Origin of the sequence: Lactobacillus sp. ESL0263 (assembly GCF_003692845.1) — a bacterium.
Lineage (GTDB): Bacteria > Bacillota > Bacilli > Lactobacillales > Lactobacillaceae > Lactobacillus > Lactobacillus apis.
The window spans coordinates 616,137-642,358 of record NZ_REHL01000004.1 but is presented as its reverse complement, the minus strand read 5'-3'; the positions used below and the strand labels follow the sequence as shown (position 1 = coordinate 642,358).

Here is a 26,222-nt window from a genome sequence, read left to right as displayed (position 1 = left end):
CTATATTTTTGTCTTGTAAGCACTTACTATTAAAGCATAAATAGTTTTAAAGAGGTACATGGTTATGAATATTTCAAAAAAAGAAAATTACGATGTTGTAGTTGTAGGTTCGGGTGCTGCTGGTCAAGCTGCTGCATTAACAGCTGTCGAGAACGGTAACAGTGTTTTGATGCTTGAAAAGGGGCGTCACACTGGTGGTTCTGCAAATTATAGCGAGGGCCTTTTTGCAGTCGGTTCATATTTACAAAAAGAAAAAGGAATTAATGTTTCAACTTTGGATGTTTTAAAAGAAGAAGTTGAGTATTCTAGCTATAAAGCTGATTCGAGGATTTGGCGTAATTACTTGGATACTAGTGCCGAGAATATTAAGTGGTTACATGATGAAGGTGTTGAATACGAAGGTGTTCAAGCAATGGGTGCTGGGGAAGCAACGTGGCATATTTATAAAGGATACGGCGATGGCGCAATGCACAATGGTTTGGAACCTCGTTTCAAAAAATTGGGAGGAGAACTTTTAACTTCTACATCAGCAATTAACCTAGAAATTGATTATGATGGCAATAAAAAGGTAACAATCAAAAATGAAGCTAATGGTGACATTGAAACAATTACAGCCAAAGTAGTGATCCTGGCAACAGGAGGCTATTTAAACAATGACGAAATGATGGCAAAAGAAACCAATTATGATTTATCCAGATTGATTACAGTTTCATGTGGCAAAGGCACTGGTGATGGTTTGAGACTAGGATGGCATGTTGGTGGTCAAAAATATGGCATGGGTACAGCAATGCTATTTGGTGGCTATCTCAAAGATCCAGACCAACCATCGTTCAAGATGATGCGGAGTCAGATGAATGTGGCTGCAGGACAACAACCTCTTTTATGGGTAAATGAAAATGGTGAAAGATTTGTTGATGAATCAGTCGTTTATAACTTTTCATATGCTGGCAACGCTCTGTACAGTCAAAATAAGGTTTACAGCATTTTAGATAAAAAGATCATTGATGAAATGGCTGAAAAGGGTAACTTTATGGGACTAGGTGTTTACATTGAACGTGGACACAAGATGGATAAGTTACAAGAAGAAATTGATCAAGCAATTAGTGAAAACAAACCATTTATCTTTAAGGCAGATACGCTAGAAGAATTAGCAGAAAAAATGAACTTGCCAAGAGATAAGTTTGTTCAAAATATTGAACAATTCAATGAAGATGTAAAATCTGGTGAGGACAAGTCATTTGGCAAGGATCCAAAATATTTAAGAACTGTTGAAGACGGTCCATTTTATGGCTTTAAGTTAACAGTTGGTGCATATTGCACGATGGGTGGTCTAAGAATAACCCCTGATAATGAGATTGAAGATGAAAAAGGTCAACCAATTAAAGGTGTATATGCAACAGGTAATGATGCAAGTGGGTTAACTGGAGATACATATGGTCCAAATATGCCTGGAACTTGTGCAGGATATGCATTTTATTCTGGAAGAAATGCAGCGCAACATGCACAAAAATATTTGAAATAATAATAGATTAAAAAGCTCTGTTTAATACAACAGTGCTTTTTATTTTCATCAAAAAATAATAAATAAGTAGTGCGTTTTTCTTCTATTAAAATAAGCTTTTAAAGAGAAAATAAATTTCTTGATAAAATTCTGCTCTTTTGTTTTGTAGTCCTACATTTGCCATTTTTATATGGTAGAATAACTAAAGTTAATAGAGGAGGTTGTCATGACTCAAGTTAAATATAAGCGAATTGTTTTAAAGATTTCTGGTGAAGCATTGGCTGGTAGTCAAGGTACTGGAATTGATCCTACAGTTATCAGCCATTTAGCCGAAGAAATTAAATCAGTTCACGACCTAGGCGTTGAAATTGGAATCGTTTGCGGTGGCGGTAACATGTGGCGTGGTGAAACTGGTGAAAAACTGGGAATGGAACGTTCACAAGCTGACTACATGGGTATGCTAGCAACTATAATGAATGGTTTAGCTCTTCAGGATGGTCTAGAGCATGTAGGTGTGCCAACAAGATTACAGACATCAATCGAAATGAGACAAATTGCTGAGCCTTACATTAGAAGAAAGGCAATTCGTCACCTTGAAAAAGGCAGAGTAATAATCATGGGTGGTGGAACCGGTAACCCATACTTTTCGACTGATACCACTGCTGCTTTACGTGCAGCTGAGATTAATGCAGATGTCATTTTAATGGCTAAAAATGGTGTTGACGGAGTTTACTCCGCTGATCCAAAAATTGATCCAAACGCTAAAAAGTACAATGAATTAACTCAACTTGATGTAATCTCCAAAGATTTGAAAGTTATGGATAGAACTGCTAGTTCACTTTCAATGGATACAAATATTCCGTTAATTGTATTTAACGTCAATACAGAAGGAAATATTAGAAAAGTCGTTATGGGTGAACATATAGGAACTGTAATCGAAGGTGGAAAATAATGAATAACGAAACGATTAAAAAAGCGCAAGAAAATATGGAAAAATCTATCAGCGTTTTTGAAAAGAATCTCGGCTCTATTCGTGCCGGTGTTGCCAATGCAGCCTTGCTTGATGGTGTTCAAGTTGAATACTATGGTGCGCCAACCCCATTGACTCAAATGTCGAGTGTGACTATTCCAGAACCTCGTGTTCTCTTGATTACACCATATGACCAAAACAGTGTTGATGATATTGAGCATGCTCTTCTTGCGTCAAATCTAGGCTTAACACCAGCAAATGACGGTAAAGTTATTAGACTAGTTATTCCTCAATTGACTGGTGAAAGACGTCAAGAAATTGCCAAAGAAGTAAATAAAATTGCCGAAGAAGGAAAAATTGCTGTTAGAAACGTAAGACGTGATGCAATGAACTCACTTAAGAAGCAACAAAAAGATGATGAAATAACTGAGGACGAGCAACGTAACCTTGAAAAAGAAGTTCAAAAGGTAACGGATCAAGCAACTAAGAAGATTGATGAATTAGCTGATAAAAAGCGTAAGGAAATTACTCAAGGCTAAAAATGGCAGAAAAAAGAAATCAATTAAATCATCTTGCAATTATTATGGACGGTAATGGTCGTTGGGCTACAAAACAAGGTAAGCCACGTGTGGCTGGTCATTACGAAGGGATGAACAATGTTGAGAGAATCACTCTAGCAGCTGATCAACTTGGAATAAAAGTCTTGTCTCTATATGCTTTTTCAACTGAAAACTGGGCAAGACCAAAAGAAGAAGTTGCGTATTTAATGAACTTGCCTGTACGCTTTTTTGACCACTTCATGCCGACGTTAATGGAAAACAATGTAAAAGTTAATATTATGGGCTATTTGGATGAATTACCTCATAAAACTTATGATGTAGTTCAACGTGCAATGGCAGAAACTGCGCAAAATACTGGTTTAATATTAAATTTTGCTTTTAATTATGGCTCAAGAAGAGAAATAACCACAGCGGTTAAAGAAATTGGTACGTTAATTGAGACTGGGCAGCTTACCAGTGATCAAATCACTGAAGAACTAATTTCGAATCGGCTAATGACCGCAAGTTTCAAAGAATTTAGGAATCCTGATTTATTAATTAGAACCTCTGGAGAACAACGCATCTCTAATTTTCTGCTTTGGCAATTGGCCTACTCTGAACTTGCATTTAGCCCTAAAAATTGGCCTGATTTCACAAAAGAGGACTTGCAAGAATTTGTTAGTGATTTTCAAAATCGTCATCGCCGCTTTGGCAAATTAGATGAAACGGATAGTTAGGTAGTTATTATATGAAACAACGTGTAATTACAGCAGTTATTGCTTTGATTTTATTTATTCCAATCGTTATTGCGGGCGGTTTGTGGATGGATTGGCTGACAGTCGCTTTTGCTGCAGTTGGAATAAGTGAAATCTTTTTAATGAAAAAGCAGATTTTAGTTTCTGTTAACTTTTTGCTAGCTTTATTGGCAACAATCACTTGGGCAGTTCCCGATAGTTTTATCAAGAGTATGCCGTTCCACTGGACCAAATACGGTATTTACTTTGCTCTAATTATGTTAATGCTAACCTGGACAGTTTTATCAAAGAATAAGACAACTTTTGATGATGTTTCGGTGTATACACTTGGTTCACTGTATATCGGCACCGGTTTTCACTACATGGCAAGTATCAGGAATAGTTCAAACGGTTTAGCTTTACTTTGCTACGTTTTTGTTGTCGTTTGGTTAACTGATACAGGTGCTTACATGATTGGACGTAAAATTGGTAAGCATAAGCTATGGCCTGTAATCAGCCCTAATAAAACATGGGAAGGATCAATTGGTGGAACTATTTGTGCCGTCATTTGTGCCGCCATCTATGTATATTTCGTCAATGTCGATTATCCGCTATGGCAAATGGTTGTTTTTGCTTTGATTCTATCAATTGTCGGCCAAATGGGTGACTTAGTTGAATCCGCATATAAACGCTATTATGGTGTTAAGGACTCAGGTAAAATTTTACCGGGTCACGGTGGAATTTTAGACCGATTTGATAGTATGCTATTTGTTTTGCCGGTATTCGCGGCATTACTAGGAATTATACATTAGGAGTATTCCATGAAAGGTATACTGATTTTCTTAGTAGTTTTTGGCTTATTAGTGTTTGTTCACGAATTCGGGCACTTTATTGTTGCAAAAAAGTGCGGTATTTTAGTTCGTGAATTTTCTATTGGAATGGGTCCTAAACTATTTCAAGTAAGACGGAATCCAACCACTTATACTATTCGCTGGCTGCCTTTAGGTGGGTACGTTCGTTTAGCAAGTAAGGACGATGAAACTGAGCTTTCACCTGGAATGAATGTAGTTCTTCAACTAAATGATCAGAATAAAGTGGTCAAAATTGATGCCTCAGAATCAGATATTCCGGTGGAAGGAATTCCAGTTCAAGTAATAAAGGCTGATTTGGTAGATAAACTGGTAATCGAAGGCTATGAAAATGGTGACGAGGAAAAACCAGTTAGCTATTCGGTTGACCATGATGCAACTGTCATTGACCAATCAAAAACTGAGCTAATAATCGCACCTCGTGATACACAATTTCAAGAAGCAAATGTTTGGCAAAAACTTGCTACTAATGTTGCTGGACCTTTAATGAACATCTTGCTTGGCTTTGTGGTTTTCATGATTTGGACGTTTACAATTCCAGGTCCTGCAACTACAACAATTCAATCAGTGTCACCTAATTCACCAGCTGATATAGCTAAGATTGAAAAGGGATCAAAGTTTGTTTCGATTAATGGTCACAAGACGAGTTCATTTGAGGATGTTTCTAATATAATTGCTCAAAGTAAAGGCCAGAACTTAAAGATAGTTCTGAAAAAAAACAAGCAGACTACTACAGCTACGGTAAAGCCAAAGGTTGTAAAAGTCAGTGGTCAAACTGTTTACCAAATAGGAATTAAAGCTCAAAGTGATGATCGAGCTATTTCAAAAGCTAAACGTGGATGGAATACAGCTGTGTCAACCACAGGAATGATTTTTAACGCTTTAGGTGGTTTAATTAGAAACTTTAGTCTGAATAAATTGTCTGGTCCTGTTGGAATTTACTCTCAGACGGCACAAGTTTCGCAAATGGGCTTTTCATACCTTTTGGCATTTTTAGCAATGATTTCAATTAACTTGGGAATTGTGAACTTAGTACCGATTCCTGGACTTGATGGCGGAAAGTTCTTACTTAATATTATTGAAATTTTCCGTGGGAAGCCTATTTCTGAAAACCATGAAGCTATTGTTGAATTGGTTGGATTTGGTCTGCTCTTACTTTTAATCATCGCAGTTACTGGTAACGATATTTATCGCTACTTTATTAAATAAAGAATTTGGGGAGAATTTAATGCGACAATCTAAAATATTTATACCTACTTTAAAAGAAGCACCAACAGATGCGGTTGCTGAAAGTCATAAGTTAATGCTTCGTGGTGGCTATGTAAGACAAGTTACTGCCGGAGTTTATGCTTATTTGCCCTTGGGTTTTCGAGTTTTAAATAAAGTCGAAAAAATCATGGAAGAGGAAATGGAAAAAATTGGTGTTCCAGAAATGGAAATGCCTGAGCTTTTACCAGCAACTCTGTGGGAAGAATCTGGAAGATGGCAAAAGTATGGTCCTGAAATGTTTCAGTTAAAAGATCGCCATGGACGTCAAAGTCTCTTGGGACCAACCCATGAAGAAACTTTTACCGAAATTGTTGCTAAAAATCTCAAGAGTTATAAGCAAATGCCAATTGCGCTTTACCAAATTCAAACTAAGTTCCGTGATGAAAATCGTCCTCGGTTTGGTTTGCTTCGTAGCCGTGAATTTATTATGTTAGATGCATACAGTTTTGCTGCTACTAGCCAACAATTAGATGAGCAGTTTGATGATGAAAAGAAGGCATTTGAAGCGATTTTTAATCGTTGCGGTGTCAAAGTAACTCCAGTAATTGCTGATTCCGGCACAATGGGCGGTAAAAACTCAATGGAATTCCAGGCTCCAGCTGCAATTGGTGAAGATACCATTGCAACTAATGAAGCAGGTACTTATTCCGCAAATCTGGAAATGGCTCAAAGTATTGACACATTTAAACAGGATCCAGAACAAGTTGCCGAATTAGAAGAGGTTTCGACTCCTGGTCAAGAAACAATTGCTGATTTAGCTGAATTTTTGAAAGTACCAGAAACAAAAATTGTAAAAAGTGTTTTATACATTATTAATGAAAAAGAACACGTTCTAGTTTTAATTCGTGGTGATAAACAAATAAATGAGGTTAAGTTAACTCATTTGTTAGATGCTGACTCTGTTCGTGTTGCTACTGATGAAGAATTAAAGGAAATTACAGGTGTCGGCAAGGGTAGTGTTGGTCCAGTTGAAGCAAATTGGGCTGATAAGATTATTGCAGACGATACTGTTAAAGATCTGACTAACGTAATTGTCGGGGCAAATAAAGATGGATTCCAATTTAAGAATGCTAATCTGAATCGTGATTTTAAAGTTGAAGAATTCAGTGATTTACGTGTTGCAAATGAAGGTGAGCCAGATCCTGTTGACCACTTACCATTAAAATTCACTACTTCAATTGAAGTTGGTCATATCTTTAAGTTAGGAACCTACTATACCGATAAAATGGGCGCAAGTTTCCTTGATCAAAATGGGAAGGCTCAACCTGTTATCATGGGTTCATATGGAATCGGAGTAACCAGAGTTCTATCTGCTGTTATTGAGCAACATTTAACTGAGCGGGGAATTTCTTGGCCTAAAGAAATTGCTCCGTATGATCTTCACATTGTTCAAATGAAGATGAAAGATGATGACCAAACAAAATTGGCTGAAAGTCTTGAACAAAAATATAGTGCTGACTATGATGTTTTATATGATGATCGTAACGAACGCGCAGGAGTTAAATTTGCTGATGCAGATTTAATTGGTGCGCCTCTTAGAATCACAATTGGTAAAAAAGCTAGTGATGGAATTATTGAGGTTAAGCGTCCAACTGATGAAAAATCAATAGAGCTGAATGTTTCTGAACTCGATGATTTTGTAAATAAAGAGTTAGGATAATTTCTGTGGCTAATAAAAACGAACTTTTCTTAAGACTGTTAGAACAAATTCATTTTCCAGATCAATTTGAAGACAATGCCTTATTGAGAAAAGGTGAAATTAAGAACGTGGATGTATATGCTAAAGAACATAGATGGGATATCCATGTTCTTTTTGCTACTCCGCTTAAATTTGAAACATATGATGCTTTAAATAAAGCAATAGAAGCAAATTTTTCATCTTTTGTTAAAACCAGGCTTTTTATATCTACTCAAGATGGACTTGATGACTATTTAACCGATTACTGGAAATACGCCGTTCAAAATTCTGATATTTTACAGCCAGTTGCGCGCGAATTTATTTCTAGTCATAAACCAAAAAAAGAAAATGGGCGTTGGATTATTCCAGTAGATAACTTGGTGGTTGATGGCCTTATTGAACAAAAGATGCTGGACCAACTTGCAGAAGAAATGCGCGATTATGGTTTCTTCAATTTAAAGTTTGTTACTGAAGTTGATGATGCCAATTCACTAAGCAATTTAGAGAGTTTGCAGCAACTGCAAGAACAGCATGAGCAAAGCATGCAGGAAGTATACGAAGCTGCGCCGGTCAAAGAAAGACCAAAGCAAACTACTTACCAGACCAAAAAGACGCATTATGGCAATCGAAAATTAGATGAAAGCCTACCAATTACTCAAATTAAGGATGTTATTGACGGTACAAGAAATGTTGTTATAGAAGGAAACATTTTTAATACAGATAGTAAAGAGTTAAAAACCGGTACAATCATCTTTACTGGAGAAATAACTGACTATAGTGATTCAATTTCCTTTAAAAAGTTTATTTCAGATAAAGATCAATTGGAGTCAATTAAAGCTTTAAAACCGGGAACTTGGGCTAAAATGCAGGGTTCTGCTGCGGAAGACCAATGGAGTCATGATGTCGTATTCAACATTAACAGTTTTGAAGCAGTTGAGCATGTTGGAAGACAAGAAAAATATGAGGGTGATGAAAAGCGCGCTGAACTTCATCTTCATACTAATATGAGTCAGCTAGATGCGACAAACACAGCCACTGATTTTGTTTTAGCTGCTAAAAAGTTTGGTCAAAAAGCAATTGCGATTACAGACCACGCTGATGTACAATCTTTCCCTGAGGCTTACAATGCCGGTAAAAAGAACGGTATTAAGATCGTTTATGGTGTTGAAGCAAATATGATTGATGACCACGCCATGCTTGTTCTTAATCCAGCACCAATGAAATATGAAAATAGAGAGTTTGTTATCTTCGATGTTGAAACAACTGGTTTGTCATCAGTTTACGACACAATTATCGAAATTGGTGCAGTCAAAATGAAGGATGGCGAGGTACTTGAACGCTTTGACAAGTTCATTAATCCTCATCATGCGCTGAGCGAACAAACAATCAATCTAACTTCAATTACTGATGAAATGGTAAGTGCTGCTGATGATGAAGCAGTCGTCATTAAGCAGTTCCAAGATTTTTATGGTGACCGACCATTGTGCGGACACAATGTTCAATTCGATGTGGGATTTGTAAATGCTGCATTAAAAAGAGCAGGATTGCAAGAAATCACACAACCAGTAGTAGATACGCTAGAAGTGTCCCGTTTGCTTCATCCTGAGCAAACGAGACATACTCTAGATTCTTTAGCTAAAAAATACAACGTTGTTCTTGAGCATCACCATCGTGCTAATCAAGATGCGGAAGCAACTGGTTATTTAATGTTCAAACTACTTGAAGCCTTTACCAAAAAATATGGTGAGGATGATATGGGCAAGATGAATGATTATGCGGCTCATGGACAAGTTTTCAAAAGAGCTCGTCCGCAGCATATGACTATTTTGGCTAAAAACCAAGCTGGCTTGAAGAATATGTATCGGCTAGTTTCAATTGCTAATACAAAGTACTTTTACCGTATTCCGCGTACCCCTAAATCAGATTTAACTGATAATCATGAAGGATTATTATTTGGTTCGGGCTGTTCAGAAGGGGAAGTCTTTGTTGCAATGATGCAAAAGGGCTATGATGAAGCTCGTGAAAAAGCTAAATTCTATGATTATTTAGAAGTTCAGCCACCAGCAAACTATTCGCAGCTAATAGAAGACCATTTAATTGCGGATGAGGCTGAATTAGAGGAAATATTAACTAACATATACAAATTAGGAAAAGAATTAAATAAGCCTGTTGTTGCAACTGGGGATGCACATTATGTTGAAGAGCACGATGCAATTTATAGAACAATTTTGATTTCAGCACAGCGTAGTAATCCAGATCGCAATAAAAAGCAACCTGATTTACATTTTTATACTACACAGGAGATGCTTGATGCATTCAGTTTCCTAGGTGAAGATATTGCAAAAGAAATTGTTATTACTAATCCAAACAAAATTGCAGAATCGGTTGAAGAAATTGCTCCAATTAAAGACGGTTTATATCCACCCCATATTGAAAATTCAGATGAGGAAATGAAAAAATTGACTTACGATAAGGCTTACGAGCTTTATGGTAATCCTCTTCCTAAAATTGTTCAGGATCGTTTGGATATGGAGCTAAATTCGATTATTTCAAACGGTTATGCAGTCATTTACCTGATTTCACAACGTCTTGTTGCCAAGTCAAATAAAGATGGCTACCTGGTTGGGTCCCGTGGATCTGTTGGTTCTAGTCTGGTCGCTACTATGTCTGGAATTACTGAAGTAAATCCACTTGCACCACATTATCGATGTCCAAAATGTAAATATTCGCAATTTTTTGAAAATGGTGAGTATGGCTCAGGTTATGACCTTCCTGATAAAAAATGTCCTGAGTGTGGGGCAGACTTGGTGAAAGATGGTCAGGATATTCCGTTTGCTACTTTCTTAGGCTTCCATGGAGACAAAGTTCCTGATATCGATTTGAACTTCTCAGGTGACTATCAACCTGTTGCTCATAACTTTATTCGGGTTATGTTTGGGCCAGGTAATTCATATCGTGCTGGTACTATTGCGACTGTGGCTGATAAAACTGCTTATGGTTATGCGAAACACTATGATGAAGAAAAAGAACTGAACTTAAGAAAAGCTGAACTTGATCGTTTAGCTGCCGGAGTCAGTGGTGTAAAAAGGACTACGGGGCAGCACCCTGCTGGTATCGTTGTTGTGCCTGATGATATGGACATTTACGACTTTACACCAGTCCAATATCCTGCCGATGATGTGGACGCTGCATGGAAAACGACTCATTTTGATTTTCATTCAATCCATGACAACATTTTGAAATTCGATATCTTAGGTCATGATGATCCGACGATGATCAGAATGCTGCAAGATTTATCCGGTGTTGATCCGTTGACAATTCCACCAGATGATCCTGGCGTCATGTCATTATTTTCAAGTCCAGATATCTTGGGTGTCACTCCCGAACAAATTCAATCTAAAACTGGTACTTTGGGTGTCCCAGAATTTGGAACTAGATTTGTCCGCGGAATGCTTGAGGAAACTAAGCCAACCACTTTTTCAGAACTACTTCAAATTTCTGGACTTTCGCATGGTACTGATGTTTGGCTCGGCAATGCAGAAGAGCTGATTAATAACGGTACCTGCAAGTTGAAAGACGTGATTGGTTGTCGTGACAACATTATGATGGACCTTATCCACTGGGGTGTAAAACCAGAGGTTGCCTTCTCAACGATGGAATCTGTTCGTCATGGTCGCGGAATTAGTGATGAAGACATGGAAGTTTTGAAGCACAATGATAAAATTCCAGACTGGTATATCGAATCTTGTTTGAAAATAAAATACATGTTCCCTAAAGCACATGCAACAGCCTATATACTAATGGCTTTACGGATTGCTTGGTTTAAGGTTTACTATCCTGAAATATACTACACTGCATACTTTTCTGTGCGTGCTGATTTGTTTGACCTTGTAGCAATGAGTCATGGTAAAAATACTGTAAAAAAAGCTATGGCAGACATTCAGGAAAAAGGAAATGACGCTTCTGCTAAAGATAAGAGTTTACTAACTGTTTTAGAAATCGCTAATGAATGTTTAGAGCGAGGTATAAAAATTAGGATGGTTGACATCAATGAGTCAGAAGCCACAAACTTCAAAATTATTGATCAACATACTATTTTAGCCCCATTTAATGCCGTTCCTGGCCTAGGAAATAATGCAGCTAAGCAAATTGTTGCGGCTAGAGCAGAGCAAGAGTTCCTATCAAAAGAGGATTTGGCTAAAAGGGGCAAGGTTTCGCAAACAATTATGGACTATCTGGAAGAAAATGAGGTCTTGGAAGGGATGCCAGACCAGAACCAGTTATCACTTTTTTAATTTTTTGCAGCAAGAATATAAATATGGTATACTTTTAAAAGAAGTTCGAATAAATGATTCGGAGTGAGCAAGTTTTGCTCACTCTTTTTATTACGGAGGAAAGTACTTGGCGAAAGTTGAAGATTCTGTACTTGCAGAAATCAAACCAATCATTGAACAACGCAATGATGAATTTGTTGATATTGAATATGTTAAAGAAAAAGGTCAAAATTATTTAAGAATATATGTTGATCGCGAAAATGGAATTGATATGGATGAAATTGCTGGCCTTAGCGAATTGATTTCCGAAAAGCTCGACGAAATCACACCAGATCCTTTTCCTGATCCATATGTTTTAGAATTATCATCTCCTGGAATTGAGCGTCCTATCAAAACTGAAAAAGATTGGCAAAAGGCGCTTAATAACTATATTCATGTCGGCCTTTACCAAAAAATTGAGGGCGAAAAAGAATATGAAGGTACTCTGAAAGCCTTTAATGACGAAGAAATCGAACTTGAAGTAAAGGTAAAAACAAGGCGGAAACAGTTAACTATTCCCCGGAAGTTGATTGCAAATATTCGTTTTGCAATCGAATTTTAGAAAGGCTGATTAAAAACTTATGTCTAAAGAAATGCTAGAGGCCTTTGCGACTCTAGAAAAAACCAAAGGTATAAAACAAGATGTGATTGTTGAGGCTATCGAAGCAGCACTTGTTGCAGCCTATAAGAAAAATTATAATCAAGCAACTAATGTGGTAGTTGAGTTTGATGAACGTAAAGGCGATTTTAAGTTAATGACTGAAAAGGAAGTTGTCGATGAAGTTCACGATGACCGACTTGAAATCAGTTTAAAAGATGCTTTGACAATTAATAAGGCGTATGAAGTTGGAGATAAAATTCGCTTTGAAGTTGCGCCAAAGAATTTTGGCCGAATTGCCGCCCAGACTGCTAAGCAAGTTATTATGCAACATTTACGTGAAGCGGAAAGAAATCATATTATTGATGAATATTCACAATATGAAGATGAATTGATTACTGGTACCGTGGAAAGACGTGATAATCGCTTCGTTTATGTTAAAATTGGTAATGTCGAAGCTGTTATGCCACGTAATGATCAAATGCCAAATGAAAATTATAATCCGCAAGATCAGATACGTGTTTTGGTAACTCATGTTGGTTCAGACACCAAGGGAGCGCAAATTACGGTTTCACGTACTGCTCCAGACATGGTTAAACGTCTATTTGAACAAGAAGTTCCTGAAATTTATGATGGGACTGTTGAAATAGTTTCAATAGCTCGGGAGGCTGGCGATCGAACTAAAATTGCGGTAAAATCTAACGACCCTAATATTGATCCAGTTGGTACCTGTGTTGGTCAACGAGGTGCTCGTGTGCAAAACGTTGTTAACGAACTAGGTGGCGAAAATATTGATGTTGTCAAATATGAAGAAGATCCTTCAGATTTTATTGCAAACGCGTTAAATCCAGCAGAAGTCATTGCTGTTCAGTTTGGTAATGAAGAAGACGAAAAGAGTGCACTTGTAATCGTTCCTGATTATCAATTGTCACTTGCCATTGGTAAAAAAGGTCAGAACGTTAGATTAGCTGCTAGATTAACTGGCTATAAGATTGACATTAGACCAGAATCTGAAGTTGAATTTGTTGATGAAAACACAACTGAAGCTAACCAAGAAAATGCTGAAGCTGAAACAGAAGAAATTGTTGATTCAGTTGCTGACGGCATAGATGAAGATATTTCGGCTGAAGCTGTTGATCAAGATGATGTTGAAATTGAAGACTCTGCAGATAGCGACGAAGAGGCTGATTAAGAATAAAGCGAGGGGTGAGTTCTTTTGAAAAAAAGAAAAATTCCAATGCGCAAAGATCTATTAACAAATAGTATGCAACCGAAAAAAGAATTAGTCCGTGTCGTAATTGATAAGGAAAAAAATATTTCGGTTGATCCTACTGGGAAAAAGCCAGGCAGAGGTGCATACGTATCTTTAGATCCAAGCAAAATAAAATTTGCCCAAGAAAAAGGGTTATTAGATAAAAGCTTAGGTACAAAGGTTCCCGAGTCCTTTTACGAAGAACTCTATTCTTACGTTGATCATCAAAAAGCAAGGAAAGAATTGTTTGGTGATAAATAAATTTGCAAAATAGAACAAAAGCATTAAATTTACTTGGACTATGTGAGCGAGCTGGAAAACTGGTTTCTGGTGTAGATATCGTTCTTGCTTCACTAAAGTCGCAAAAAGTAAAAGTAGTTATTTTGGCTAATGACAGTCATGCAGACACCTGCGAAAAAGTCACTAGAGCTGCTAAGCAAAATGACGTAACAGTAATAGATGATTTTAGCAGCGATGAAATATCACATGCGGTAGGCAAAAACCGAAAAGTATTGGGAATTACTGATACAGGTTTTGGTAAAGCACTAATACAAAAAATACATAAAGGAGTGTGATTTGATGACTAAGAAAAGAATTTATGAAATTGCAAAAGATTTAGGCATCGATAATAAAGACGTGGTCAAAAAGGCGAAAGACCTTGGCTTTGATGTAAAAAATCATATGTCATCACTAGAAGATTCTCAAGTGAATCAATTGAAGGGTAGTTTTAGCAACCCCGCTCCCGCTAAAAAGCAAGAGAAGCAAGCCAATAAAAAGAGCAGTAAAATCAAAATTTCTGTCACTTCAATTCGTAAAAACGAAAAGAATCACGAAGAAGCTAAAAGTACTAATGGCTCTCGACGTAGCAATAATCGTAAGGCGAATAACCGTAGTCAACAAAATCAAGACCGTTCTAAGCAAGCTACCAATCAAAATCATGCGCAAAAAGTTACCAAACCAGCTGCCCAAGATTTGCTTAAACAATTGAAACAAAAACAAAGAGTTGAGCAAAGTTCATTAAACAAGCAGACAGAACAGGCGCGCGAGTCATATCATAAAGATATAAATAAGCCTGATAGTATAAAAGAAGAAAAGAAATCAACTGAAAAAACAGAATCTACTGTTTCAAAAGTAACTAAGGTGGAGAAAACAACGTCTACAGTAACTGGTCCAAAAATTATTAAACCATCACCAGCCAGATTGAAGCAAAATCAGGAAGCTTCTTCTGACCAAGTTAGAAAAATTGACAACGCTTCAGCTCCTGAACCTGCTAAAGATGAAAAAAGACGCGGTAACGGTCATAATTCTCGCAATGCAGGAAAACCTGGACGTAAGGGTAAAAATCAATCATTTGGCAATAACAGCAATGGTTACTCAAAACGTCAAGAGAAGCGCAAGAATAAAAACAAAAAACACCAGGTTGAGCAAGTACCTAAAAAGCAGCCAACGCAAAGAAAAGAGCGTCCGTTACCAGAAACTCTTGTATACGAAGTAGGAATGAATGCTCAAGACTTGGGTAAAATCTTACACCGTGAACCTGCTGAAATTGTTAAGAAGCTGTTCATGCTTGGTGTGATGACCAACCAAAATCAATCATTAGACAAGGATGCAATTGAATTAATTGCTGCAGAATATGGTATCGATGCTGAAGAGAAGGTACATGAAGATATAGCTGATATCGATAACCTTTACGGTAAGCGGATGGAAGCTTCTAAAGAGTCGAAACATCAACACAAGCGTCCACCTGTTGTTACAATCATGGGTCACGTTGATCATGGTAAGACAACTTTGCTTGACCGTTTGCGTCATACTCATGTTACTGATCATGAAGCAGGTGGTATCACGCAGAAGATTGGTGCTTATCAAGTTAGAATCGATAACCAACCAATCACATTTTTGGATACCCCAGGACACGCTGCATTCTCAAACATGCGTGAACGTGGTGCTGAAGTAACCGATATTGTCATCTTAGTTGTTGCTGCAGATGATGGTGTAATGCCACAGACTATTGAGGCCATTGACCATGCTAAAAGTGCTAAGGTTCCTATTATTGTAGCCATTAACAAGATGGATGCTCCAGGTGCAAATCCACAACACGTTACTGAACAGTTAATGAAATATAATTTAATTCCTGAAGATTATGGTGGCGACACAATTTTCGTTAACATTTCTGCTAAAACTGGTGAAAATGTTGATGAATTGTTGCAGATGATTTTATTACAGGCTGATATGATGGAATTAAAGGCTGACTCCACACAGATGGCAATTGGTACTGTAATTGAAGCACGTTTATCTCGTGGTCGTGGTCCTGTAGCCGATGTTCTTGTTCAACAAGGAACTTTGCGTACGGGTGATCCAATTGTTGTCGGTAACCGCTTTGGTCGTGTCCGTGTAATGACAAATGACCGTGGTCGTCAAGTAGAAAAAGCAACGCCGTCAATGCCAGTTGAAATCACTGGATTGAACGATGTTCCTGAATCAGCTGATAAGCTTGTTGTCTTTGAGGATGAAAAGACTGCTCGTAGTGTTGGTGAACAGAGAGCACAACAGGCATTGCAACAATCACGTGAAAACGTTCAACATGTTACTCTTGACAACTTGTTTGATACAATGAAGAAAGAGAACATGAAGGAAGTTGACGTCGTTTTGAAGGCCGATGTTCAAGGTTCAGCAGAAGCACTACAACAATCACTTGAAAAGATTGAAGTTGAAGGCGTTCGCGTCAATATCATTCACGCAGGTGTAGGTGCTGTTAATGAATCAGACGTTACACTTGCTGGGGCTTCTAACGCATTTATCATTGGATTCAATGTTCGACCAACTGCAACTGCCAAATCACAGGCTGAAGCTGATGGTGTTGATATTCGTTTATACAGTATTATCTATAAGGCAATAGATGACGTTAAGGCTGCTATGCAAGGTATGCTTGAACCTACTTATGAAGACAAGGTTGTTGGTAATCTAACTGTTCGTGAAACCTGGAAGGTTTCAAAAGTTGGTACAATTGCCGGTGCATTTGTTGATTCAGGTTACGTTTCTCGTGATGCTGATGTCAACTTAATACGTGATGGCGTGGTTATTTACTCAGGTAAAGTAGCTTCTTTGAAACGCTTTAAAGATGATGCCAAAATTGTTAAGCAAGGATTTGATTGTGGTTTAACCATAGAAGGCTACAATGATATTAAAGTAGGCGATGAACTTGAAGCCGTTGAGCAACAAGAGGTAAAGCCTAAAAACTAGTTTAACTAGGAGGAAAACATGAAACACAGAGTAGGTCGTGTTGAAGGAGAAATCCTCCGTGAATTAACTAAAATTTTGCGGAAAAATATTCGTGATCCGCGTGTAAGTGATGTTACGATTACAGCAGTTGAATGCACTAATGATTTATCATATGCAACTATTTATTACAGTATTCTCTCTGAAAGTGCTAAAAAGGAAGAGGAAGCTGCAGCTGGTTTAGAAAAAGCAAAAGGGATGATGAGACACTTGTTAGGACAAGTGCTGACAGTCTATAAAGTTCCTGAGCTGATTTTTAAACGTGATAATTCAGTTAAATATGGTAGTAAAATTGACCGTTTAATTGCTGAAGTAAAGAAGCAAGATGAGGATCGCAATAATTAATTAAAAAGCGCTTGCGAGCGCTTTTTTTATGGAATAGGAAAATATGATAAACGGAATTTTAGTAATCGATAAAGATAAAGGCATGACAAGTGCTGATGTTGTCTATCATTTGAGAAAAGCATTACATATCAGAAAAATTGGTCATGCTGGCACACTCGATCCAGATGTGACCGGTGTATTGCCAATTGCAATTGGCCAAGCTACTAAGCTGATTGAATTAATGCACACACAGAATAAAAAGTATGAGGGCACAGGAATTATTGGTTATGCGACTGATAGCTATGATGTGAGTGGGACAGTTTTGGAATGTGAAAAAATCACAGCTCCAATTTCAAAGGAAACCATCCAACAAGCAATGCAAAGCTTTGTGGGAGAAATTGAACAGGTTCCGCCAATTTATTCTGCTGTCCGCGTTAATGGTAAGCATTTATATGAATACGCTCGTGCTGGTATTGAAGTAGAGCGACCAAAGCGGCAGGTGCAAGTTTATCAATATGATATTAAAAATGATCCAACCTTTGATATGGAAAAAGGTGAAGAAACTTTTGATTTTCAGATTGAATGTAGTAAGGGCACTTACGTGAGATCTTTGGTCAACGATCTTAAAACTGAATTGAATGTTCCTGCAGTTATGGAATCATTGAGAAGAACGGCTAGCTCAGGTTTTGATTTGAGCCAAGCAGTTAAATTGGATGAAGTAATTAATGCACCTGAAAAGATTGCCGATTTTATTCAACCAATTGATGCCTTTTTCAAGGATTATGAAAGTATCAACTTGAATGATCAGCAATGGCTTAAGGTGAAAAATGGTAATGCAATAGTTTTGAAAACGAATGCAAAAAAAGTTGCGTTAAGGTACAATAATAGAATTAAAGCAATATACGAAAAGGATGACCTTATGTATCATCCGTTTTTAATGTTATTACAAAACCAATAGAATGAAATGAAGGCTTTATTGTGCAGATTATCCAGTTAACTTATCCAATTAAGGAAAAAATTTTTTCTACTAAGATCGTACTTTCTTTGGGCTTTTTTGATGGTGTACATCGTGGTCATCAACATTTAATTAGAACTGCCAGAGAAAAAGCAACAGAGAAAAAGCTTCCTCTTGCAGTGATGACATTTGACCATCATCCAAAGTCAGTTTATCAAAAAGCAGATGTTAGCTATATTGATAGCATAGACGAAAAAGCACACAAGATGGAAAAACTGAATGTTGATTATCTTTTGGTAATGCATTTTAGTGATGCTTTTGGTAAGTTAAATCCTCAACAATTTGTTGACGAAATTATTATAAAACTTAACACAGATACAGTCGTTGCTGGATTTGATTATACATATGGTCCAAAAGACGTAGCAAATATGAAAAATTTTCCTAAGTTTGCTAAAGGAAGGTTTGATATCGTCAATGTGCCGCAGCAATCATATGATGGCCAAAAAATTGGTTCTACTGAAATAAAAAAAGCCATTGTTAATGGAGACATGGAACTAGCTAGCGAACTTCTCGGCTGTCCATATATGATGTCTGGAAAAATTGGTCATGGATTGCGCAACGGTCATAAACTAGGTTTTCCAACTGTAAATTTGGTATGGCAAGATAGTAAGGTAATTCCAAAAATTGGTGTTTATGCCACAAAAACAAAGATTGATGGACATTGGTATGATTCAATGACTAGTGTTGGATACAATGTAACTATCGGCGATGGAAAAAAAGTTTTAATTGAATCAAATTTATTTGGCTTTGATGAAGAAGCCTATGGCAAAAAAGTGGCTATCAAATGGTACAAGTATACACGTGGTGAGATTAAATTTGCTAATTTGGATGATTTAAAGAAACAAATGGAAGCAGACGAGACCGAAATTAAGGCTTATTTTGCTCAGCAAAGTTAATTTTAGTTAAACAGTAATTCAAGTTAAAATTAATTGCGAAAAAATTAGCACTCAACTTGACATTCTGCTAAAAGCTAGTATCATAATAATTGTTAGCACCAAAAAAGTATGAGTGCTAAAAGTGAGGGCGATATTTATGTTGACCGAACGTCAAGAATTAATTTTAAAAACAATTATTAATGATTTTACTCAGACGCATGATCCTGTTGGCTCAAAAACAGTGATGAATCAGTTACCGATGAAAGTCTCAAGTGCGACAATTCGAAATGAAATGGCTGCGCTTGAAGATAAGGGTCTTCTTGAAAAAACACATCTTTCAAGTGGACGAATTCCGTCGATGGACGGTTATCGGTACTATTTAGACAACTTGCTTGAGCCACTTAAGATACCATCCTCTGTTTACAAGAGAATTGTTAGTCAACTTGATCAACCATTTCATCAAGTTAATGAAATTGTTCAAGAAGCAGCAAAGATTTTATCTGATTTGACTAATTACACAGCTTTTGCAGAAGGGCCAGAAAACAATGATATCACAATAACTGGTTTTAGAATTGTCTCTTTAATTAATAGACAAGTGATGGCAATTTTAGTTACTAGTGATGGTGATGTTCACAACCAAGTTTATAACTTGCCACGTAACATCAGTGGTGATGAAATTGAAAAAGCAGTCCGAATGATTAACGATGAGTTAATTGGCAAAACGCTAAATGAGGTTACATCATCTTTGCTTAATCGAACTTTGGGTAAGAAGCTTGCTAATTCTCATGCAAGTGACTTACTTGAGTTGGTTGAAGACGTCATTAAAGATGCTACAAGTGAGCAAATGTATGTTGATGGTCAGATTAATTTACTTAATAATACTTCTTTGGATGATGTCTCAAGTTTACGCTCTGTTTATGAGTTAATTGATCACAATGATTTGATTTCAGATATGGTTGATCAATGTATGAACTCAGACAGTGGTAAGTATCCAATTCGTGTTAGTTTGGGTTCAGATTTGCCAAGTGATTTACTTAAGGACTATAGCCTGCTCACTGCGGAATATAGTGTTGGTTCACATGGTAAAGGCGTAATTGCTTTACTTGGTCCTAACAATATGCCATATTCGCAAGTAATTGGTCTTTTGGAATATTTTAGAAATGAACTTGCTAAGAAACTACTTGAGTATTATGGTAGATTCAAATAAAGGAGGTTAGCCGTGAGTAAAGAAAAATATGCTAGTGAAAAAGATCTAAACAAAGATCAAATTAAAGCTGAAGAAAAAAAGTCTGATACAAAGGCTAATACTACAGATAAAAGTAAGAAACCTGAGACTTCAAAAAAGCTTGAAACAGAATTAGCAAAAATAAAAGAAGAACAAAAAGAACTAGAAGACAAGTACCTTCGTAGTCAAGCGGAAATGCAGAATATGCAAAATCGCTACAACAATGAACGTGCCCAATTGATTAAGTATGAATCACAATCCTTAGCTAAAGATATTTTACCAGCGATGGATAATTTAGAAAGAGCATTGGAAACCAAGGTAGATGATGAGGCTTCGCGTCAACTTAAAAAGGGTGTTCAAATGACTTTGGATGCGCTTGTTAAAGCCATGAAGGATCATGGAATTAGTGAAATTGATGCTGAAAAAGCACAGTTTGATCCGAACTTACATCAAGCAGTTCAGACTGTTGCAGCTGAATCTGATGATCAAAAAGATCACGTCGTTCAGGTTCTACAAAAGGGATATTTATATAAAGATCGCACATTAAGACCAGCAATGGTTGTTGTTGCTCAATAATTGAAAGGATGATTATTAATGTCAAAAGTTATCGGTATTGACTTAGGAACTACTAACTCAGCAGTTGCAGTTCTTGAAGGAAAAGAACCTAAGATAATTACTAACCCAGAAGGTAACCGTACTACTCCATCTGTTGTTGCTTTTAAAGATGGTGAAATTCAAGTTGGTGAAGTTGCTAAGAGACAAGCAATTACCAACCCAAACACAATTTCATCAATCAAGCGCCACATGGGTGAAGCTGACTACAAAGTTAAAATTGGTGATAAGGCTTATACTCCTCAAGAAATTTCAGCAATGATTTTGCAATACATTAAGAAGTTTGCTGAAGACTACTTAGGTGAAAAGGTTACTGAAGCTGTTATTACAGTTCCTGCATACTTCAATGATGCTCAACGTCAAGCAACTAAGGATGCTGGTAAAATTGCTGGTTTAGATGTTAAGAGAATCATCAACGAGCCTACTGCTTCTTCACTTGCTTATGGTCTTGATAAAGATGCAGAAGATGAAAAAGTTTTAGTATACGACCTTGGTGGTGGTACTTTCGATGTTTCAGTTTTGCAATTGGGTGATGGCGTCTTCCAAGTATTGTCAACAAACGGTGATACTAACCTTGGTGGTGACGACTTTGATAACAAGATTATCGATTGGCTAGTTCAAAACTTTAAGGATGAAAATGGTATTGATCTTTCTAAAGATAAGATGGCTTTGCAACGTCTAAAGGATGCTGCTGAAAAAGCTAAGAAAGACTTATCTGGAGTATCTTCAACTCACATCTCACTTCCATTCATTTCAGCAGGCGAATCAGGTCCACTTCACCTTGAAACAGACTTAACTCGTGCTAAATTTGATGAATTAACTGCTGATTTGGTTGATCGTACAAAGATTCCATTTGATAATGCCTTAAAGGATGCAGATTTAACTGTAAATGACATTGACAAAGTTATCTTAAATGGTGGTTCAACTCGTATTCCAGCTGTTCAAGAAGCTGTAAAGAGATGGGCTGGCAAAGACCCTGATCACTCAATTAATCCTGATGAAGCTGTTGCCTTAGGTGCCGCAATTCAAGGTGGTGTCATTTCAGGTGACGTTAAGGATGTTGTTTTACTTGATGTTACTCCACTTTCACTTGGTATTGAAACCATGGGTGGTGTCTTCACTAAGTTGATCGAAAAGAACACAACAATCCCAACTTCAAAGAGCCAAATCTTCTCAACAGCTGCTGATAATCAACCAGCCGTAGATGTTCATGTTTTACAAGGTGAACGTCCAATGGCTGCAGATGACAAGACTTTAGGTCGTTTTGAATTAACAGATATTCCTGCAGCTCCTCGTGGTGTTCCTCAAATTCAAGTTACTTTCGATATCGACAAGAACGGTATCGTTAATGTATCTGCTAAGGATATGGGTACTGGTAAGGAACAAAAGATTACTATCAAGAGTTCATCTGGTTTGTCTGATGAAGAAATTCAAAAGATGCAAAAAGAAGCTGAAGAGCATGCTGAAGAAGACAAGAAGAAGAAAGAAGAAGTTGATCTTCGTAACGAAGTTGACCAATTAATCTTCTCAACTGAAAAGACTTTGGAAGATGTTAAGGATAAAGTATCTGAAGAAGATACTAAGAAAGTCAAAGATGCTCTTGAAGCTTTAAAGAAGGCTCAAAAAGATAACAACTTGGACGAAATGAAGACCAAGAAGGATGAATTATCTAAGGTTGCTCAAGACTTGGCTGTTAAGCTTTACCAAGCTAATGGTGGTGCTCAAGGTGCTGAAGGCCAAGCTGGTCCTCAAAACCCTGGTTCACAAGATGGCAATTCAACAGGTGGTTCTGCTGACGAAGGTGAATTTCATAAAGTAGACCCAGACAAGTAAAGGGTTTATAATTAAATAAATTAGAAAAGAACTGCCGCAATAGTAGTTCTTTTCTTTTGTAAAGTAAGGAGCTTTTAGATGGCACAAGAAGATTATTATGACGTGCTAGGTGTTAGTCGTGATGCCAGTGATAAAGAAATCAACTCTGCTTACCGTAAATTAGCTAAAAAGTATCACCCTGATATAAACCATGAGCCAGGCGCTGAAGAAAAGTATAAGAAAATTAATGAAGCTTATGAAGTTCTTCATGACCAGCAAAAGCGAGCACAGTATGACCAATTTGGTTCTGCTGGTGTAAATGGTCAAGGCGGCTTTGGCGGTGGTGCAGGTCAGGGCTATGGTGACTTCAGTGGTTTTGGTGACTTTAGCGATATTTTTGGTGATATCTTTGGTAATGGTGCGCGTCAGCAACATGTTGATCCAACTGCACCTACTAGGGGCGAAGATTTAGATTATACTTTAACCATTGATTTTATGGATGCAATTACTGGTAAGAAGACTCAGGTTTCATATACTCGTAGCGAAATCTGTTCAACTTGTCAGGGTAGTGGTGCTGAAAAAGGAACACATCCAACAACATGTGACAAGTGTCAAGGAACTGGTTATATGACCATTACGCAACAGTCTTTAGTTGGTGTTGTACGAAGACAAACAACATGTGACAAGTGTCATGGCCGTGGTGTAATTATTGAGCATCCATGTCAGACATGTCATGGTAATGGTGTTGTTGATGGCAAGAATACGATTGAAGTTAATATTCCTGCAGGTATTGATAACGGCCAACAATTGCGCTATGAAGGTCAAGGTGAAGCTGGTAAAAATGGTGGACCTTACGGGGACCTATACATCAGTTATCGAATTAAGCCTTCAAAAGAATTTGAACGTAGTGGTAACACAATTTATACAACAGTACCGATTTCATTTGCACAAGCTACTTTGGGTGATGAAATCAATGTTAAAACCGTTCATGGTGAAAAGAAGTTGAAGATTCCAGCTGGTACTCAGCCAAATAAGAAGTTCACTTTACATGGTGAAGGTGTACCATACTTACGTGGCAACGGTAATGGTGACCAAGTAACCACGGTTCAGGTTCAGATTCCTAAGTCAATTAATGAAAAGCAAAGAGAAGCACTGGTTGAATTTGTCAAAGCCGGTGGAGGATCAATTACTCCACAGGAGAAGGGTTTCTTTGAACGCTTAAAAGATAAATTACAATAAACTATCAAAGCAATGAGTTTAATAACTTGTTGCTTTTTTGTTTAAGCGGGATTAAAAGATTAGCTGAGATCACAATTAAAAGTTTTATCCCTTTTAGCGAATTTGCTATAATAGGAAAGATAGAGTAAAGGGTGCAATTTATGGATATTAAAAAATTACAAGATTATCAAGAACACATTCGCAATTTTTCTATTGTGGCACATATTGATCACGGAAAATCAACAATTGCTGATCGAATTTTAGAGCTGACTGATACAGTTTCAGAGCGACAATTAAAAAATCAAATGCTGGATGACATGCCACTTGAGCGTCAACGTGGTATTACCATCAAAATGAACTCTGTAGAAATTAAGTATCATGCAAAAAATGGTGAAGACTATATTTTCCACTTAATTGATACACCAGGTCACGTCGATTTCTCTTATGAGGTTTCGCGTTCTTTGGCCGCCTGTGAAGGAGCACTATTGGTTGTAGATGCTTCTCAGGGTGTTCAAGCACAGACTTTAGCTAATACATATTTAGCAATTGATGACGATTTAGAAATTTTGCCAGTAATCAATAAAATTGACTTACCTTCCGCAAATCCAGAGCAGGCTAAGGAAGAGATCACTGAAATGCTAGGTCTAGACGCTTCGGACGCTGCCGAGGTTTCTGGTAAGACTGGACAGGGAATTGACGAATTACTCGAACGGATCGTAAAGGATATTCCTGCTCCGTCAGGTGATTTAGAGGCTCCTCTTAAAGCGTTAATTTTTGACTCAAAGTATGATGATTATCGAGGCGTAGTTCTTTCCGTTAGAATAGAAGAGGGAACAGTAAAACCTGGTGATCAGATTAAGATTATGAATACCGATCAAGAGTATGAAGTTACTGAAGTTGGTGTCTCAAGTCCTCATCCAGTTAAAAAAGATTTATTGATTGCTGGTGATGTTGGTTACTTAACGGCTAATATTAAATCTGTTCGAGAGACACGAGTGGGTGATACGATTACTTCAGCTGAACACCCCACTGCAGAACCTCTTCCTGGCTATCGTCAAATACCACCAATGGTATACTCTGGTATGTATCCAGTTGACAATGCTAAATATGACGACTTAAAAGAAGCTCTCCAAAAGCTGCAGTTAAATGATGCTGCATTGGAATTTGAACCAGAAACTTCAACTGCTTTGGGATTTGGATTTAGATGTGGTTTTCTAGGCTTACTACACATGGATGTGGTTCAAGAACGGTTAGAACAAGAATTTGATTTGGATTTAATTATGACCGCGCCTTCGGTTGATTATCATGCAATTATGAATGATGGTTCAACCAAAGTAATTGATAATCCAGCCGATTTACCATCAGCAGGAGAATATAAGGAAGTTCAAGAACCTTATGTTAAGGCAGAAGTAATGGTTCCAAACGATTTTGTCGGACCAGTAATGGAACTTTGTCAACGTAAGCGCGGTGAATTTGTCACAATGGATTATCTTGATAAATACCGTGTCAATGTGATTTACAATATGCCACTTGCTGAAATAATCTATGACTTCTTTGACGATTTGAAGTCTTCGACTAAAGGTTATGCTTCACTTGATTATGAAATTACGGGATATCGTGCAACTGATTTAGTTAAAATAGATATTTTGCTTAATAAGCAGGTAATTGATGCATTGAGTTTTATTGCGCATAGGGATGAGGCACAAGATCGTGCACGTCAGATGACCTCTATGCTTAAGAAGTTGATTCCGCGGCAAAACTTTGAAGTTGATATTCAAGGAGCAATTGGTGCAAAAATTATTTCACGTGCTACAATTAAGCCTTATCGAAAAGACGTTACCTGGAAAATTCACACCGGTGACCCAGACCGTCGTGCTAAGTTATTAGATAAGCAAAAACGTGGTAAGAAACGAATGAAAGCCGTTGGTCGTGTAGAGGTACCACAAGATGCTTTCATGGCTGTCTTACGAATGAATGATGACGATTTAAACTCTAAATAATAAATTGTTTAACAAAATAAGCAAGGCTGCGACTCTATTATCTGATGGATATTAATCCTTATGTATTTTTAGAATATAATCAGATAATGGTGCCGCAGTTTTAATCTGGTATTTTTTATCAAGCAGATAAAGATAAGTGTAA

General features: G+C 37.3%; 21 protein-coding genes. All 21 read left to right on the top strand.

What is annotated here, in order from left to right; all coding sequences use genetic code 11:
* Positions 1–64: 64 nt before the first annotated feature.
* The 21 genes from F5ESL0263_RS05050 (at position 65) to lepA (ending at position 26,080) form a co-directional block, all read left to right on the top strand.
* A complete protein-coding gene (locus F5ESL0263_RS05050; RefSeq protein ID WP_122035345.1) occupies positions 65–1,522 on the top strand; it encodes an FAD-dependent oxidoreductase in 1,458 nt (485 codons plus the stop codon).
* Positions 1,523–1,727: 205 nt separating this feature from the next.
* Positions 1,728–2,453, top strand: a complete 726-nt coding sequence (gene pyrH / locus F5ESL0263_RS05045; RefSeq protein ID WP_074425221.1) for a UMP kinase — start codon at positions 1,728–1,730, stop codon at positions 2,451–2,453.
* Positions 2,453–3,010, top strand: a complete 558-nt coding sequence (gene frr / locus F5ESL0263_RS05040) for a ribosome recycling factor (RefSeq protein ID WP_122035343.1) — start codon at positions 2,453–2,455, stop codon at positions 3,008–3,010. The genes pyrH and frr overlap by 1 nt, the downstream gene beginning before the upstream one ends.
* A 2-nt stretch (positions 3,011–3,012) precedes the next feature.
* The gene (locus F5ESL0263_RS05035) at positions 3,013–3,747 is read left to right on the top strand and encodes an isoprenyl transferase (protein ID WP_122035341.1); all 735 of its coding nucleotides are present in this window, start codon (positions 3,013–3,015) and stop codon (positions 3,745–3,747) included.
* A gap of 11 nt (positions 3,748–3,758) precedes the next feature.
* Positions 3,759–4,556 carry a phosphatidate cytidylyltransferase gene (locus tag F5ESL0263_RS05030; protein ID WP_109715567.1) on the top strand — a complete coding sequence of 266 codons (798 nt, stop codon included), beginning with the start codon at positions 3,759–3,761 and terminating at the stop codon, positions 4,554–4,556.
* A 9-nt stretch (positions 4,557–4,565) separates the two neighbouring features.
* Complete coding sequence (gene rseP / locus F5ESL0263_RS05025; protein WP_122035339.1) at positions 4,566–5,822, top strand: RIP metalloprotease RseP; 1,257 nt, start codon at positions 4,566–4,568, stop codon at positions 5,820–5,822.
* A gap of 19 nt (positions 5,823–5,841) precedes the next feature.
* Complete coding sequence (locus F5ESL0263_RS05020; RefSeq protein ID WP_122035337.1) at positions 5,842–7,542, top strand: proline--tRNA ligase; 1,701 nt, start codon at positions 5,842–5,844, stop codon at positions 7,540–7,542.
* A 5-nt stretch (positions 7,543–7,547) separates the two neighbouring features.
* Complete coding sequence (locus F5ESL0263_RS05015; RefSeq protein WP_122035335.1) at positions 7,548–11,855, top strand: PolC-type DNA polymerase III; 4,308 nt, start codon at positions 7,548–7,550, stop codon at positions 11,853–11,855.
* A gap of 106 nt (positions 11,856–11,961) precedes the next feature.
* Positions 11,962–12,435 carry a ribosome maturation factor RimP gene (rimP, locus tag F5ESL0263_RS05010; protein WP_122035333.1) on the top strand — a complete coding sequence of 158 codons (474 nt, stop codon included), beginning with the start codon at positions 11,962–11,964 and terminating at the stop codon, positions 12,433–12,435.
* A 19-nt stretch (positions 12,436–12,454) separates the two neighbouring features.
* The gene (gene nusA, locus F5ESL0263_RS05005) at positions 12,455–13,663 is read left to right on the top strand and encodes a transcription termination factor NusA (protein ID WP_122035331.1); all 1,209 of its coding nucleotides are present in this window, start codon (positions 12,455–12,457) and stop codon (positions 13,661–13,663) included.
* A 24-nt stretch (positions 13,664–13,687) separates the two neighbouring features.
* Positions 13,688–13,984 (top strand): RNase P modulator RnpM, encoded by a 297-nt coding sequence (gene rnpM, locus F5ESL0263_RS05000; RefSeq protein ID WP_101138666.1) that lies wholly within the window; start codon positions 13,688–13,690, stop codon positions 13,982–13,984.
* 2 nt (positions 13,985–13,986) lie between these two features.
* Positions 13,987–14,298, top strand: a complete 312-nt coding sequence (locus F5ESL0263_RS04995) for a ribosomal L7Ae/L30e/S12e/Gadd45 family protein (protein ID WP_122035329.1) — start codon at positions 13,987–13,989, stop codon at positions 14,296–14,298.
* Between the two features lie 4 nt (positions 14,299–14,302).
* Positions 14,303–16,963, top strand: a complete 2,661-nt coding sequence (infB, locus tag F5ESL0263_RS04990; protein ID WP_122035327.1) for a translation initiation factor IF-2 — start codon at positions 14,303–14,305, stop codon at positions 16,961–16,963.
* 18 nt (positions 16,964–16,981) lie between these two features.
* On the top strand, positions 16,982–17,344 hold the full coding sequence (locus F5ESL0263_RS04985; RefSeq protein ID WP_122035325.1) for a ribosome-binding factor A: 363 nt from the start codon (positions 16,982–16,984) through the stop codon (positions 17,342–17,344).
* Between the two features lie 43 nt (positions 17,345–17,387).
* On the top strand, positions 17,388–18,281 hold the full coding sequence (gene truB, locus F5ESL0263_RS04980; RefSeq protein WP_122035323.1) for a tRNA pseudouridine(55) synthase TruB: 894 nt from the start codon (positions 17,388–17,390) through the stop codon (positions 18,279–18,281).
* Between the two features lie 20 nt (positions 18,282–18,301).
* A complete protein-coding gene (ribF, locus tag F5ESL0263_RS04975; protein ID WP_122035321.1) occupies positions 18,302–19,234 on the top strand; it encodes a riboflavin biosynthesis protein RibF in 933 nt (310 codons plus the stop codon).
* A gap of 136 nt (positions 19,235–19,370) precedes the next feature.
* A complete protein-coding gene (gene hrcA / locus F5ESL0263_RS04970) occupies positions 19,371–20,420 on the top strand; it encodes a heat-inducible transcriptional repressor HrcA (protein WP_122035319.1) in 1,050 nt (349 codons plus the stop codon).
* Between the two features lie 12 nt (positions 20,421–20,432).
* Entirely contained in the window at positions 20,433–21,014 is a 582-nt protein-coding gene (grpE, locus tag F5ESL0263_RS04965) for a nucleotide exchange factor GrpE (RefSeq protein ID WP_122035317.1), read from the top strand.
* 18 nt (positions 21,015–21,032) lie between these two features.
* On the top strand, positions 21,033–22,883 hold the full coding sequence (dnaK, locus tag F5ESL0263_RS04960; protein WP_122035315.1) for a molecular chaperone DnaK: 1,851 nt from the start codon (positions 21,033–21,035) through the stop codon (positions 22,881–22,883).
* A gap of 78 nt (positions 22,884–22,961) precedes the next feature.
* Entirely contained in the window at positions 22,962–24,101 is a 1,140-nt protein-coding gene (dnaJ, locus tag F5ESL0263_RS04955; protein WP_122035313.1) for a molecular chaperone DnaJ, read from the top strand.
* 140 nt (positions 24,102–24,241) lie between these two features.
* The gene (gene lepA / locus F5ESL0263_RS04950) at positions 24,242–26,080 is read left to right on the top strand and encodes a translation elongation factor 4 (RefSeq protein WP_122035311.1); all 1,839 of its coding nucleotides are present in this window, start codon (positions 24,242–24,244) and stop codon (positions 26,078–26,080) included.
* The last annotated feature ends 142 nt before the right edge of the window (positions 26,081–26,222 follow it).

Coding starts and splice junctions, on each gene's coding strand:
- truB (WP_122035323.1), top strand. CDS start 17,388: ATGATAAACGGAATTTTAGTAATCGATAAAGATAAAGGCATGACAAGT.
- frr (WP_122035343.1), top strand. CDS start 2,453: ATGAATAACGAAACGATTAAAAAAGCGCAAGAAAATATGGAAAAATCT.
- F5ESL0263_RS05020 (WP_122035337.1), top strand. CDS start 5,842: ATGCGACAATCTAAAATATTTATACCTACTTTAAAAGAAGCACCAACA.
- F5ESL0263_RS05030 (WP_109715567.1), top strand. CDS start 3,759: ATGAAACAACGTGTAATTACAGCAGTTATTGCTTTGATTTTATTTATT.
- F5ESL0263_RS05035 (WP_122035341.1), top strand. CDS start 3,013: ATGGCAGAAAAAAGAAATCAATTAAATCATCTTGCAATTATTATGGAC.
- dnaK (WP_122035315.1), top strand. CDS start 21,033: ATGTCAAAAGTTATCGGTATTGACTTAGGAACTACTAACTCAGCAGTT.
- infB (WP_122035327.1), top strand. CDS start 14,303: ATGACTAAGAAAAGAATTTATGAAATTGCAAAAGATTTAGGCATCGAT.
- lepA (WP_122035311.1), top strand. CDS start 24,242: ATGGATATTAAAAAATTACAAGATTATCAAGAACACATTCGCAATTTT.
- rseP (WP_122035339.1), top strand. CDS start 4,566: ATGAAAGGTATACTGATTTTCTTAGTAGTTTTTGGCTTATTAGTGTTT.
- pyrH (WP_074425221.1), top strand. CDS start 1,728: ATGACTCAAGTTAAATATAAGCGAATTGTTTTAAAGATTTCTGGTGAA.
- F5ESL0263_RS05050 (WP_122035345.1), top strand. CDS start 65: ATGAATATTTCAAAAAAAGAAAATTACGATGTTGTAGTTGTAGGTTCG.
- dnaJ (WP_122035313.1), top strand. CDS start 22,962: ATGGCACAAGAAGATTATTATGACGTGCTAGGTGTTAGTCGTGATGCC.
- F5ESL0263_RS04985 (WP_122035325.1), top strand. CDS start 16,982: ATGAAACACAGAGTAGGTCGTGTTGAAGGAGAAATCCTCCGTGAATTA.
- hrcA (WP_122035319.1), top strand. CDS start 19,371: ATGTTGACCGAACGTCAAGAATTAATTTTAAAAACAATTATTAATGAT.
- nusA (WP_122035331.1), top strand. CDS start 12,455: ATGTCTAAAGAAATGCTAGAGGCCTTTGCGACTCTAGAAAAAACCAAA.